The following is a 12,892-nucleotide window of genomic DNA, read 5'->3' as shown; positions in this document are numbered from 1 at the left end:
AAGTCGGGAGGATTCGTTTCACCGCGAGAGGAAGGCCCGGATGTCGGCGAACTCGCGTTCGCATACGTCGTGACGCATGCCGTCGTAGGAATGCTCCTCGCCGTGCGTGAACCGTGCGAGTGCCTCGCGCATGGCGGCCTTCTGCCCGTCGGGAATCTGCCGGTCGAGGGTGCCGTAGCCAAGGAAGACATCGGGGCGGGCGTCGTCGGCGAGATCGGGCACGGTGACGACGTCATCATGGAACGACGGCGCGAGCAGTACGGCGGCATCGAACACATCCGGATGGTCGGCGAGCAGACGGTATGAGAGATACCCGCCCTGCGAGAATCCGACGAGCACGATGCGACGGCCGAGCAATCCGCTGGCGTCAAGCAGGGTGACGAGTCGGTCGCCGATGGCCGAGCATTGCGCCTGGATGCGCGCGTTGTCCCAGCCGGCGCTGTCGTACCATGCGTGGCCGCCGAGATACGTGCGGTGAATCGGCGCTTGCACGGAGATGTAGTCGGCGTCCGGTTCGATGGCGTCGATGATGCGCACCATCTCCTGCTCGTCGTTGCCATACCCGTGGAACATGACGAACAGATCGTCATCGTCGTCGTGGTCGAAATCGATGTTCGATATCATCGCCAGTCGCATGGTTTACTCCGTTTCGTTCGGGTCGACCGTCTCGCCGCACATCCGATTTCCAGACTACCGTGCGGCTTGGCCCGTCCCAGCGATGCCGCGTTCGACCCGACCGGTGTTCGACTCCGGCAATCCTCAATCCTCCATTGGCGGCGATCCGCTTCGGCGTCGGAGCCCCGTCAACGTCGGCGGTTCGACGTGGCGGAACGGCGGGCGAGTTGCTACAATGTCGTTTCGTTGTCTTTGGCCCCGTAGCTCAGCTGGATAGAGCATGTGACTTCTAATCTCAAGGTCGCCGGTTCGAGCCCGGCCGGGGTCACGCCTCAGCCCTTGGAATCATTACGGTTCCAAGGGCTTTTCGTTTTCCGCCCAACCGTTTCGGGTACTGCTCAGGTACTAAGAGTGAATTGGGATTATGCTGAAGACCATGGAATCGCGGGAATTGCAGCATGTGGAGCATGGGTTCGGACCGGTGTGGGACGCGGATTCGCGCATGCTTGTCCTCGGGTCGATGCCAAGTCCGAAATCGCGTGAGGCGGCGTTCTACTACATGCATCCGCAGAACCGGTTCTGGCCGGTGATGGCCGCATTGTTCGACGAGCCGGTGCCGGAACCGACCGCCGAGGCCCGACGCGACTTCGCCCTGCGGCATCGTTTCGCCCTGTGGGACGTCATCGCCTCCTGCGACATCGCGGGAGCGAGCGATTCGTCGATCCGCAATGCGGTGCCGAACGACCTGGCGCCCATCATCCGCGCCTCGCGCATCACCCATGTGTTCACGACCGGAGGCAAGGCGGCGCAGCTCTATCGTCGCCTGTGCGCGCCGCAGCTGGCCGCCGCCGGCATCGACATACCGATGACTCCCCTGCCGTCGACCAGCCCGGCGAACGCCCGTATGCGTCTGCCGCAGCTGGTGGAGGCATATCGCCGCATACTGGCATGACCGCGCCGAACCGGCGACGGCGTACGGCCGATCATGACGAAACCGGCCCGGCGCCGGATCATGCGGGTCATGCATGGTCCGGCGCCGGGCCGACATCTACGATTCGCCCGTTTCACGGGCCCTATCGCCTAGTAGAATTCCACCGTGTTCACGACGGCGCGCAGGGGCTTGCCGTCCAGGAAGGCGGTGGCATCCTGCGCGAAGCGACGGGCGATACGCTCCTCCTCCTTGCTGCTCAACGCAGCGGTGTGCGGGCTGACCACGACCTGCGGATGGGTCCAGAACGGAGAGTCGGCGGGGAGCGGCTCATGCTCGAACACGTCCATGGCCGCGAAGGCCACGCGCCCGTCATCGAGGGCCTTGAGCAGTTCGGATTCGTCGATCACCGTGCCGCGGCCCACGCTGGAGATGATGGTGCCCGGCTTCATGTTGGCGAACACGTCCTTGCCCAGCATATGGAACGTCTGGTCGGTGCCCGGCAGCGTGTTGATGATGGCGTCGGCCTCGCCCACGACCTGCGGCAGTTCGGCGGCGGTCACCACCTTGTCGACGCCGTCAATCCGAGGGCTGCCCTCGGCGACGCCGATCACCCGTGCACCCAGCGCGTTGAGACGCCGCACGCACTCGGAGCCGATGCCGCCCAGTCCCATCACCAGCACGGTCATTTCATCGACCTGTCGCATCTCCCAGCGCCCCGGCCAGTTCTTGGCCTGCTTGTCGGCGAGCAGTTTCGGCAGGTTCTTGGCGCCCGCCAGCAGACCGAACACCGCGAACTCGGCGAGAGGTCCACCGTGGACTCCGGCACTGGTGGTGAAGATGATGCGGTCGAACTCCTCGCGGGCGAGACCCGCGTCCTTGACCTGGCTGCCGCCGCCGGCGGCCGTCGTCATCACCCATTTCAGGTCCGGGTTGGCACGGACCGTGCGGGCGAGCGCGGCGGGTTCGACGTCGGGGATGCCGAACAGCACTTCGGCGGAGTCCACCAGTTCGTCGAATGCCTTCTGCTGCTCCTCGGTGCGATGGTATTCGGGATCGCCCGACCAGTCGGCGGCGCAACGCATGGGCTTGAGCAGGGACTGGTCGCGCACCATCTCGACGCGGGGTTCGAGGGTCTCGACCAGTTTGCAGAGCTCCTCCTTCAGCGGGACGGCCACGACCACGCGCAGCTTGTGTCCGGTTTCGTTCGTTGCGGTTGCGGTTGTCATATCGTGTTTCCTTTGGGTGTATGTCGGGATTCGACGGATATATAGGGTGGATGCGCAGAGGAACCGGCCGGAGAGGTCAGTTCGACGCCGCCACGGACTGGTAGCCGAGCGTGTCGGCGACCCCCGGAACGCGGGTCGTGACATCGCCGCGCTCGTTTTCCGGAAGCCTGACGGCGTCCTCGAGACGGGTGAGGTCCCGACCGGCGGTCTCGGGCACCATGAAGGTCGACAGTGTGGTGACGGCCGCGAGCACGGTCATGTACACGCCCATCAGCATCCAGTTCGCGTTGCTCACCGCGATGATGTAGGAGCCGAGCACACCGGCCAGGCCGCCGGCGACCACTGCGGAGAGCTCGCGGGCCATGGCCACGCCGAGATAGCGGTGGCGGGCGCCGAACAGTTCGGGGAACATGGCGCACTGCGGGCCGAGCATGAAGTTGACGCCGAAGCCGACACCCAGCGTCACCACCGCGACGGCGATGTAGTGGTTGCCGAGGGAGAGCAGCCACCATGCGGGGAAGGCGAACAGCAGCAAGAACACCGAACCGGCGCGGTAGATCACGCGACGGCCGAACCTGTCGGACAGGGCGCCGGAGAACGGCACCGTGAACAGGCCCACCAGCGCACCCAACGCGACGCCCCAGGACAGCACGCCCCTGTCGGCGTTGCTGCCGGCAACGGCCACGACGTAGGACATCGACAGCGTCTGCAGCATGTAGCTTCCGCCGTTTTCGGCCATGCGCATGCCGAACGCGGCGACAAGGCCGGGCATGCCGGTGGAGAATAGCTCCTTGAGCGGATGCTCGGCCACCTGGTCGTTGGCCTTGAGCTCCACGAAGGTCGGCGATTCACGAAGATGCATTCGAATGAACAGGGCCAGCAGGATCAGCAGGAACGAGGCGAGGAACGGGATGCGCCAGCCCCACGCCAGCAGCTGCTTCTCGGGCATGAGGGTCAGCAGGAAGAAGGCGACGGACGCCATAAGGCTGCCGGCCTGGATGCCGATGTACGGCAGTGCGGCGAAGAATCCACGCTGCTTGACCGGCGCATACTCGGCCATCAGCACCGAGGAGCCGGTCTGTTCGGCGCCGGCGCCGAAGCCCTGCACCAGTCGCGCGATGACCAGCAGAATCGGGGCCAGCATGCCGACCGAATCGTAGGTGGGCAGGAAGCCGATGGCGGTGGAGGCGCCGCCCATGAGGATGATGGTGACGACCAGCACCCACTTGCGGCCGATGATGTCGCCGAGACGGCCGAAGATGAGTCCGCCGAACGGTCTTGCGATGAAGCCCACGCCGAAGGTGGCGAAGGAGGCCACGGTCGCCATGGCGGGATTGTCCTGCGGGAAGAACAACGTGTTGAAGATCAGCGCGGTGCACAGGCCGTACAGCGCGAAGTCGAAGTATTCGAGGGCGCTGCCGAGGCTCGAGGCCAGGGTGGCGCGCTTGAGCTGGTCGGCGTATTCCGCCTCGCTCATGGGCGCGGTTTCCGGAACATCGGATTTTGCCATCATAATCTCCTTTGATTACGGGGAAATCTGAAATGATTGGTCGGCCGGACGTCAGCGCAGCAGGTAGCCGCCGTCGACGGGGATCATGGCTCCGGTGATGTAGTTCGACGCCGACGAGCACAGGAACACCATCGCCCCCATGAGCTCGCGCGGCTCGCCCCAGTGTCCGGCGGGGATGTGCTCGCGGATCTCCACGCTGCGCACGGGGTCCTCCTGCAGCGCCTTGGTCATCGGGGTGTTGATGTAGCCGGGGGCCAGACCGTTGACCTGGATGTTGTACGGAGCAAGGGCGTCGGCGTAGGCGCGGGTCAGACCCATCACGCCGTGCTTGCTCGCCGTGTAGGGGAAGATGAACTTGCCGGCGCGGTAGGACTGCATGGAGCCGATGTTCACGATCTTGCCGCCCTTCCGGTCGATCATGACCTTGGCGACCTCGTGAGAGAGGTAGTACAACGCGTTGAGGTTGAGTTCGATGACCGCACGCCAGTCGTCGTCGGGGAAGTCCACGATATCGTGGCGGCGCTGCATGCCCGCGTTGTTGATGAGCACGTCGATGCGGCCGTATTCCGCGATCGCGGCGTCGACGATCTTCTTCGCGGCGCCGGGCTCGGTGATGTCCTGCTGCAGGAACGCGACCCTACGGCCGTTGGCCTCCACCTCGGCGCGTACGTCCTCCCAGCCGGTGCGGTCATACGAGACGATGAACACGTCGGCGCCGACCTTGCTCACGGCCTGCGTGTAGAAGCGTCCGAGGCCGCTGGCCCCGCCCGTGATCAGCACGACCTTGTCGGTAAGCGCAAAGCTGTCGATGGAGAACTCTTCCATGCGTCACTCCTTAACGATTCGATTCCGGCCGGTTCGCCGGAGAGACCGGTGTGGATGCGGCATCTCATGGCCGCATCCATGCCGGTTTCACTGTTTCCTATGATGTCTTCCCTTAGGTTATCGATATCCCATCGAAATATAACTTCGTTGTGTTTACTTGGGTGTATCGATATCCCTAAGATATACCCAACCGTGAAAACACGCCACCATCGGCGTGTTGCGCGACAATCCGCGCACAATCGCGGGAACGGCGCGCGCCGTCCGTGAAATCGGATTTACACTGGTGGGGCGCAAGTCAACGGGGCAATGCAGGAAAGGACGTCGACATGGCCAAGGTAACCATCGCGGACATCGCACGCGAGGCCCAGGTATCCGTGACCACGGTCTCCCGGTTCATCAACGGCAACTACGGCAAGATGAGCCAGGCGACCAGGAACCGCGTCCAAGACACCATCACCCGTCTCGACTACCGTCCCAGCGCCTCGGCGCGCAGGATGCGACAGCAGTCCACCCATGTGGTCGGCGTCATCGTCTCCGATATCTCCAACGTCTTCTCATCGCTGCTGTTCAGCGGCATCTACACCGAACTGCAGCCCGCCGGGTACGACGTCATGCTGATGAACTCGAACAACTCCGTACGCGAGGAGCACGACGAGATCGAACGACTGCTCGCCCAGGAGGCCGACGGACTGATCATCCAGCCCAACTCCACCGACTTCCGCTCCTATGAGGACGTGACCAGCGCCCGCGTGCCGCTCGTCATGGTCGACCGCAGGCCACCGAACCAGCCGGATTCCGTCACCAGCATCGTCTCGAACAACCGGGAGGCCTGCCACGACCTCGTCGGCAGGCTCGCCGACATGGGGTACGACAACCTCGTGGTGGTCCGTCGGCTGCGCAGCGACCTTTCCGCGCAGACCCCTCGCGTCGAAGGATTGAAGCAGGCGGCCGAGGAACGGCACGTGCTCATGGTCACCATCGGCGCGGAAGGCCAGGACGCCGCATGGCTGCAGCGGGAGATAGACACCACGCTGCGTCATCTCAACGGCAGGACGGCGCTGGTCTCGCTCATGGGGCCCACGTTGTTCGACATCCTCACGGCATTGCGCAACCTCGGCATCACCTTTCCCGACGACATCGGCCTCGTCAGCTTCGACGACTGGCGATGGTCGCAGCATGTGAGGGACGGCGTATACCTGCTGGAACAGGACCCGCGGATCCTCGGCCAGGAATCCGCGAAGAACCTGCTGGAGCAGATCCGCGCCAAGGAATCCGGCAGTGGCGGCAACGACCCATACACGGCGAGCCGGCAGCTCGTTCTGCCCGTCTCCATCGTGAAGGCGCCGTCGATCTGACCACGGCGGGCGCCGCCCGTCATCCCACGGTGTTGCCGAAGATCTCGGCCTGAAGGTTCTTGCGACTGGCCTCGAGCCTGGTTATCTCCCCGAGCAGGCGGAACTTCTCCTCGCCTTCGGGCAGCTGGTTCATCCGCCGCTTGTTACGCGCGATGAGCCGCATGTAGCCCATGTCGAGCAGCCGCACCAGCAGTTCGGAGGCATACTGCTTCTCCGCATCGGTGGCCGGACGCAGCGGCGCCGAGACAGCCGACGACGACTGTGCCATCTCGTCCGTCACCTGCTGCGAGTCCTTCTCCGCGCTCGGCAGCGGCAGCGGCATCACGGCCAGCTCGTTCACCACGCCCTCGAGCAGCGGCCCAGCGGCCTTGGACAGATTGTGCATCCACAATCCCTGCGGCGTATCGTTCGACGGCAGTCCGCCGGCCGCCTCCAGCGCCTGATACATCGAGCGGAACACCGGCGTCGTGAAGCTCTCCTCCGTCAGCTGAGCGAACATCGACGGGTTGACCGAACGCGGCACCTGAATGAGAATGCCCATGAACTGCTGCTCGCAGATGAACACCGCATCATCGATGCGATAGTACCCCTGGGTCAGCGCATCCTGCCGTTCAAGCGCACGTCGACGGGCCGGATTCGCATACGGGTTCTCCCCACGTTCCCCGCGCGCTCCCCTATCGGCGTTGTTGAAACCGCCGTATTGGCGCTGGCCGCGCGGCGCATAGGCGTCTTCGTCGCGGACCCGCAGCTGACGCCGAGCGTTCTGCACCTCACGCGCCATCACATCGAGCTCGATGCCGATGCGGCGCGCGGCCTTGCGCGCATACAGGTCGACCAGCGAACGATCGCGGATCTGCGCGATGACCGGCGCCACGGCCTTCACCGCGCCCATCTGCCCGGTCGCATACTGCGTGTCGAACTGGTCGATCGCCGTGTTGATGACGAAATCATACAGCGGATACGCGTTGTCGATCAGCGTGCGCACGGCGGTGTCGCCCCGCTGGATGCGCAGGTCGCACGGGTCGAGATTGTCGTCGGCCACGGCCACGAACGTCTGCGAAAGGAACGCGCCGTCCAGGCCGAACGCGTGCAGCGCGGCCTTCTGGCCGGCGGCGTCGCCGTCGAACGTGAACACGACGCGCGACGTCCGGTTCTTTCCCGGACCGATGAGCTGCAGGCCGCCGAGCTTGTCGTCGGAGATCAGACGACGCACGATCTTCGCATGCTCGTTGCCGAACGCCGTGCCGCAGGTCGCCACGGCCGTGTCGACGCCGGCGAGATGACAGGCCATCACATCGGTATAGCCTTCGACGATGACGACCTGACGCTTCTTCACGATGTTCGCTTTGGCGATGTCGAGGCCGTACAGCACCTGGTTCTTGTGATACAGCGTGGTGTCGGGCGTGTTGATGTACTTCGCCTGAATCGTGTCGTCGTCATACAACTTGCGGGCGCCGAAGCCGAGCGTGCGGCCGGTCGCGTCGCGAATCGGCCACGTCACGCGGCCGCGGAAATAGTCGTAGACGCCGCGCTGGCCCTGACGCGCCAGGCCGGCGTCCATCATCTCCTGCTGCGTATAGCCCTTCGACGCCAGGTGACGGACGAGATTGTCCCAGCCCTGCGGCGCGTATCCGCAGCCGAAGCGCTCGCAGTCGGCCTGGGAGAAGTTTCGGCCGGCGAGGAGCTTGCGCGCGGCCAACGCCTCGCGGCTCATGATCTGCGAGACGAAGAAGCGCTGCGCCTCGTCGTTGATCTCCAGCAGGCGGGAGCGCTTGGAACCCTGACGCTGCTGAGGCTGCTTGGAGTCGTAATGCAGCTCGATGTGGTATTTGTCGGCGAGGATCTCGACGGCGTCGGCGAATCCGACGTTTTCGGACTGTTCGACGTATTTGAAGATGTCACCGCCCAGACCACAGCCGAAGCAGTGCCATGAGCCGAGTGCGGGACGCACGGAGAAGCTCGGCGTCTTTTCGTCGTGGAACGGGCACAGGCCCATGAACGTGCCGGAGCCCGACGCCTTCAATGTGACGTCGGCGGAAACGATGTCGTACAGATCGGCGGCTGCACGCACCTTCTCAATGTCTTCCTTCAGAATCAAACCCGGCATAACGCTTTAGTCTACCCAACCGGGGTGATTGCCGGCGTCGTGTGGCGGTCGGCGAACGCCGCACGGGCCGCGTCGGCACACAGGAGCCCGACCCATGTGACGAACCTGAGGAAACGTTGCGATTCCAACGATTGATCAGCACCGTCTAATCAGCCCCGCCACACAGGCCGTACCGCCCATGTGACGGGGCGTCCGGCTACAGCAGCGTTGCGGGGTCGAGTTTGGCGAGGTCCTCGGGCGGCAGCACATCGGCGGCGTGGAGGTACAGCCTCGGGATGCGGTTGCGCAGGCAGGTGAAGATCTCGTAGCTGATGGTGCCGGCGGCGCGGGCCCAGTCGTCGGCGGTGGGCTCGGCGAACTGTTCGCCGCGGCCGGGGCCGAACAGCACCACGGTGTCGCCCTCGTGCACGTCGAGCTCGTCGGCGGAGCAGGAGCCGTGCAGGTCGACCATGAACTGGTCCATGCACACGCGGCCGGAGACGCGGTAGAGCTTCGGGCCCTCGCTGGTCATCACGCGCACGGGTCCGCCGTCCTTCTGCACATGCTTGGCGCCTTCCATGTCGAATCCGGAGGCGGAGCGGTGGATGCCGTCCGCGTAGCCGATCGGCACGATGGCGGTGGAGGTGTCATCGGGCGTCAGGTACGTGCGGCCGTAGGAGATGCCGTGGCCGGCCTCGATGTGCTTGACGGTGCCGAGCTGCGCCTGCAGCGTCATGGCGGGCTTGAGCCGCCATGTGGAGGGCGTGCCCATGGCCGGGTCGGGCTCGTAGCCGTACAGGCCGATGCCCGGACGGGTGAGCTCGAAGTGGATCTCCGGGCGGTTCAGTGTGGCGGCGGTGTTGGCCAGATGGCGGATCTCCGGCGCGATGCCGGCCTTCTCCATGCGCGCGGTGAACGCGTTGAAGTGCTCGATCTGCCGGTCGGTGGACGCCACGAACTCGGGGACGTCGGGAGAGTCGGCCACGGCGAGGTGGCTCCACTGGCCCACGATGTGGAACACGCCTTCATGCGCGTAGGCCACGAACTTCTTCAGCGCCTCGTCGAAGGATTCCTCGGTGAAGCCGTTGCGACCGAAGCCGGAGTCCACCTTCACGTGCACGCGGGCGGTCTTGCCCACGGCGCGGGCGGCGGCCGCAGCCAGGTCGATGCCGGCCATGGAACCGATGGAGATGTCGATGTCGTTCTTGATGAGCTCGCCGAACGGCACGTTCACGCCGTTGTACACCCATGTGAGAATGTGGCAGCGGTCCGGTCCGATGCCGGCCTTGCGCAGCAGCAGCGCCTCGTGCGACTGCGCGGTGCCGAGCCATGTGGCCCCGCCGGCGAGCGCGGCCAGCGCGGCCGGGATGAGTCCGTGGCCGTAGGCATCGGCCTTGACCACGCCCATGACGGCGGTGCCGGATTCGGGGCCGCCGCATACGGAGACCAGATGGCGCATGTTGTCGCGCAGGACCGCCAGGTCCACGATGCACTGCGCCGGGTACTGCTCGCACGCGTTGCGATAGTTGGTTTCGCCGTCTGCTGAAGAGAAAGCCCATTCGGGCGCTGCACTCAAAGTCATGTGCCCTATTGTGCCGCCGCTATGCGACGGAATCGTGACGAGGCTCACTTTTTCGTCATTTCCGCATATTTCCTCGCGATGAGGTCGTTGTAGAAGTCGACGGCCTCCTTGGCCGGGCCGTCGAACGCCACGCGGTGCTCGTCGAGCACGATCACGCGGTCGATGGCGTAGTCGGGGTTGGTCACGAGGCTCAGGTCGTGGGTGGCGAAGACCACCTGCTTGTCGTAGCCGAACAGGGCGCGGGCCACGGTGCGCGTGGCGTTTTCGTCGAGGCCCTTGGTGGGCTCGTCGGCCACGATGGCGGCGGGGTTGATGGCGAGCGCGCCGACGATGGCGAGCAGGTGGCGTTTCTCGCTGTCGAGGCTGGCGGCCTTGTTGCGCGCGTACGGCGTCAGTCCGAAGTGCGCGAAGAGCGCTCCGACGGTCTCGTGCCGCATGCCTTCGGGCAAGCTGCTTTTCTTCAACGGCTCGGCGACGGCTTCGGCGATGTTCTCGGCCATGTAGTAGCGCTGGGGAATCTCCTCGCGCCGTACGATGCCGATGACGTCCTTCAACGCCTTGGCGTCGGACTTGCGTGCGGGGTCGAACGCGGTGTCCTCCCCCGTCACGGGTTCGCCGTCGTCGTCGAGGATGCTCCGGACCACGCTCACCGTGCCGGTGGTGGCCTTGCGCGAGCCGTCGATGAGTTCGAGCAGCGTGGATTTGCCGGCGCCGTTGAGTCCGATGACGGCAACGCGTTTCTCGTCGATGGTGATGGTCGTCGGTTCGAGGCCGGTCTTGCCGTCCTCGTAGGTCAGGCCGGCGTCGTCGAGAATGAACGACAGCCGGCGCTTTCGGGTGTCTATGGTCTTCTTGCGGGCGAACAGATCCATCAGTCCCATGATTGGCTCCCATCGTTGTGGCTCTTCCTGTATTCTAGGGAGGCCCGGGAACGCCGATGACGGAGCATCCACGGCCGTCGGCATTCACCGTCGGCCCGGGACATCGCCCGGGGCCGACGTCCGGCCGCTTCGCAGTCCCGTGGTTCGCACATGGTTCATTCACGATTATCGTCGCGTTCATATACCGTTGGGACTGACAAAATCAAACAGATGTCTTACCATGCGGACATTGCACGTTCAAAACAATTCGTTCGTAACGATTGCTCCCGTAAGATGTTGACGGTTGCAGGAGAGTTTCCATCCCAAGAAGGAATTCATGAATAGCCTATTACGCAAAAAAGACGTGTCGAAGATAGTGGCCGAGGCCACGCCGTTGAAGCGCACGATGAAGACGTTCGATCTGACGATGCTCGGCATCGGCGCGATCATCGGCACCGGCATCTTCGTGCTGACCGGCAAGGGAGCGCTCACCGCGGGCCCGGCGCTGGCGGTCTCGTTCCTGCTCGCCGCCATCTGCTGCGGTTTCGCCGGACTGTGCTACGCGGAGTTCGCGTCGATGGCCCCGGTCTCCGGTTCCGCCTACTCGTACGCGTATCTGGCGTTCGGCGAGCTCATCGCGTTCGTCATCGGATGGAACCTCATTCTCGAATACGCATTGCAGGCGGCGACCGTCTCCGCGGGATGGGCGGGCTATTTCAACAAGCTGCTTGAAGGGTTCGGATTCCATCTGCCCGTGGAGCTCACGGCCGCATACGGCACCACGCCGGGCGTGACCACGTACTTCAACCTTCCGGGATTCGTCGTGGTGCTGCTCATCACGTGGGTGCTGTCCGTCGGCATCAACCAGACCAAGCGCGTCAACGACATCATGGTCATCATCAAGCTGGCCATCATCGTGCTGTTCATCATCTGCACCATCCGCTACATCAACCCGGCCAACTGGAAGCCGTTCTCCCCGTACGGCATCTACACGTTCCAGCCCGGTTCCACCCAGCCGTACGGCATCATCCCGGCCGCGTCCATCGTGTTCTTCAGCTTCATCGGCTTCGACGCCGTCTCGTCGTCGGCCGAGGAGACCGTCAACCCGAACAAGACGCTGCCGCGGGGCATCCTCATCTCGCTGGCCATCTCGACCGTCATCTACATCATCATGACGCTGGTGATGACCGGCGTGGTGCCCTACATGGACTTCGCGAAGTTCATCGACGCGCCCGTCGCCGGCGTGATCCTGGCCACGGGACTCAACTGGCTGGCGGTGATCGTGAACATCGGCGCGCTCGTGGGCATGACCACGGTGATGCTCGTGCAGCTGTACGGCCAGTCCCGCATCTGCTACGCGATGGCGCGCGACGGCCTGTTCCCGAAGCTGTTCGGCGAGGTGCACAAGAAGTACCTCACGCCGTTCAAGGGCACGTGGTTCTTCGGCATCCTCACCGCCATCGCAGGCGGCTTCATCAACATCAACATCCTGTTCGAGCTGGTGAACATCGGCACGCTTTCCGCGTTCATGATCGTCTCCGCCGGCGTGCTGTGGATGCGCAAGACCCAGCCGAACGCCCACCGCGGCTTCAAGGCGCCGGGCGTGCCGTTCACGCCGATCCTCTCCATCATCTTCTGCCTGGTGTTCATCGCCGGCCTGAACTGGGAGACGTGGGTGCGTTTCGCCATCTGGCTGGCCATCGGCCTTGCCGTGTACTTCGGCTTCAGCCGCCGCAACTCCGTGCTTGGCAAGCAGGCGCAGAAGAAGGCCCGCAAGGCGATCGACGAGGCCATGGCCGCCGCCGAGACCAAGACCGAGACCAAGGAGTAGTTTTCCTGCCGATACTTGGTAAAACCGATTGCAAAGGGGTCGGAAAAGGGTCGTAAACGACCGGTCTGACC

The 12,892-nt window shown here is 64.4% G+C and carries 10 protein-coding genes and 1 tRNA gene; 4 read left to right on the top strand and 7 right to left on the bottom strand.

Annotated features, from left to right (window positions below):
• Positions 1–18 precede the first annotated feature (18 nt).
• Entirely contained in the window at positions 19–636 is a 618-nt protein-coding gene (locus GFD18_RS00295) for an alpha/beta hydrolase (RefSeq protein WP_225432817.1), read from the bottom strand.
• A gap of 233 nt (positions 637–869) precedes the next feature.
• Between GFD18_RS00295 and GFD18_RS00290 the strand changes: the two genes are divergently transcribed.
• Positions 870–943, top strand: a tRNA-Arg gene (locus GFD18_RS00290).
• Between the two features lie 108 nt (positions 944–1,051).
• Positions 1,052–1,567, top strand: coding sequence for a DNA-deoxyinosine glycosylase (locus GFD18_RS00285; protein WP_100510429.1), 516 nt, complete (start codon positions 1,052–1,054; stop codon positions 1,565–1,567).
• Between the two features lie 128 nt (positions 1,568–1,695).
• Here GFD18_RS00285 and GFD18_RS00280 read toward each other — a convergent pair whose 3' ends face one another.
• The 3 genes from GFD18_RS00280 to GFD18_RS00270 all read right to left on the bottom strand — a co-directional run bounded on the left by GFD18_RS00280 (position 1,696) and on the right by GFD18_RS00270 (position 5,107).
• Entirely contained in the window at positions 1,696–2,772 is a 1,077-nt protein-coding gene (locus tag GFD18_RS00280) for a D-2-hydroxyacid dehydrogenase (protein ID WP_100509916.1), read from the bottom strand.
• A 76-nt stretch (positions 2,773–2,848) separates the two neighbouring features.
• Positions 2,849–4,285 carry an MFS transporter gene (locus tag GFD18_RS00275; RefSeq protein WP_207759976.1) on the bottom strand — a complete coding sequence of 479 codons (1,437 nt, stop codon included), beginning with the start codon at positions 4,283–4,285 and terminating at the stop codon, positions 2,849–2,851.
• Positions 4,286–4,333: 48 nt separating this feature from the next.
• The gene (locus GFD18_RS00270; RefSeq protein WP_100509918.1) at positions 4,334–5,107 is read right to left on the bottom strand and encodes an SDR family NAD(P)-dependent oxidoreductase; all 774 of its coding nucleotides are present in this window, start codon (positions 5,105–5,107) and stop codon (positions 4,334–4,336) included.
• A gap of 326 nt (positions 5,108–5,433) precedes the next feature.
• On the opposite strand from GFD18_RS00270, the gene GFD18_RS00265 reads away from it, so the two are divergent.
• A complete protein-coding gene (locus GFD18_RS00265; protein WP_100509919.1) occupies positions 5,434–6,462 on the top strand; it encodes a LacI family DNA-binding transcriptional regulator in 1,029 nt (342 codons plus the stop codon).
• 19 nt (positions 6,463–6,481) lie between these two features.
• On the opposite strand, the gene dnaG is transcribed toward GFD18_RS00265, so the two are convergent.
• From dnaG to GFD18_RS00250, 3 genes are all read right to left on the bottom strand, one after another.
• Positions 6,482–8,569: a DNA primase gene (dnaG, locus tag GFD18_RS00260; protein ID WP_100509920.1), complete on the bottom strand. Its 2,088-nt coding sequence runs from the start codon at positions 8,567–8,569 to the stop codon at positions 6,482–6,484.
• Positions 8,570–8,765: 196 nt separating this feature from the next.
• A complete protein-coding gene (gene alr / locus GFD18_RS00255; protein ID WP_100509921.1) occupies positions 8,766–10,130 on the bottom strand; it encodes an alanine racemase in 1,365 nt (454 codons plus the stop codon).
• Between the two features lie 44 nt (positions 10,131–10,174).
• Positions 10,175–11,011 carry an ATP-binding cassette domain-containing protein gene (locus GFD18_RS00250; RefSeq protein ID WP_100509922.1) on the bottom strand — a complete coding sequence of 279 codons (837 nt, stop codon included), beginning with the start codon at positions 11,009–11,011 and terminating at the stop codon, positions 10,175–10,177.
• A gap of 316 nt (positions 11,012–11,327) precedes the next feature.
• On the opposite strand from GFD18_RS00250, the gene GFD18_RS00245 reads away from it, so the two are divergent.
• Entirely contained in the window at positions 11,328–12,821 is a 1,494-nt protein-coding gene (locus GFD18_RS00245) for an APC family permease (RefSeq protein ID WP_100510430.1), read from the top strand.
• The last annotated feature ends 71 nt before the right edge of the window (positions 12,822–12,892 follow it).

The sequence above is a fragment of the Bifidobacterium saimiriisciurei genome (assembly GCF_010667655.1).
Classification (GTDB): domain Bacteria; phylum Actinomycetota; class Actinomycetes; order Actinomycetales; family Bifidobacteriaceae; genus Galliscardovia; species Galliscardovia saimiriisciurei.
The sequence above is the reverse complement of the archived record's forward strand: the minus strand, read 5'-3'. Positions and strand labels throughout refer to the sequence as shown.

Bases quoted from the DNA above. Each gene is read 5' to 3' on its own strand.
- GFD18_RS00280 (WP_100509916.1), bottom strand. From the start codon at position 2,772: ATGACAACCGCAACCGCAACGAACGAAACCGGACACAAGCTGCGCGTG.
- GFD18_RS00250 (WP_100509922.1), bottom strand. From the start codon at position 11,011: ATGGGACTGATGGATCTGTTCGCCCGCAAGAAGACCATAGACACCCGA.
- dnaG (WP_100509920.1), bottom strand. From the start codon at position 8,569: ATGCCGGGTTTGATTCTGAAGGAAGACATTGAGAAGGTGCGTGCAGCC.
- alr (WP_100509921.1), bottom strand. From the start codon at position 10,130: ATGACTTTGAGTGCAGCGCCCGAATGGGCTTTCTCTTCAGCAGACGGC.
- GFD18_RS00285 (WP_100510429.1), top strand. From the start codon at position 1,052: ATGGAATCGCGGGAATTGCAGCATGTGGAGCATGGGTTCGGACCGGTG.
- GFD18_RS00275 (WP_207759976.1), bottom strand. From the start codon at position 4,285: ATGATGGCAAAATCCGATGTTCCGGAAACCGCGCCCATGAGCGAGGCG.
- GFD18_RS00295 (WP_225432817.1), bottom strand. From the start codon at position 636: ATGCGACTGGCGATGATATCGAACATCGATTTCGACCACGACGACGAT.
- GFD18_RS00245 (WP_100510430.1), top strand. From the start codon at position 11,328: ATGAATAGCCTATTACGCAAAAAAGACGTGTCGAAGATAGTGGCCGAG.
- GFD18_RS00265 (WP_100509919.1), top strand. From the start codon at position 5,434: ATGGCCAAGGTAACCATCGCGGACATCGCACGCGAGGCCCAGGTATCC.
- GFD18_RS00270 (WP_100509918.1), bottom strand. From the start codon at position 5,107: ATGGAAGAGTTCTCCATCGACAGCTTTGCGCTTACCGACAAGGTCGTG.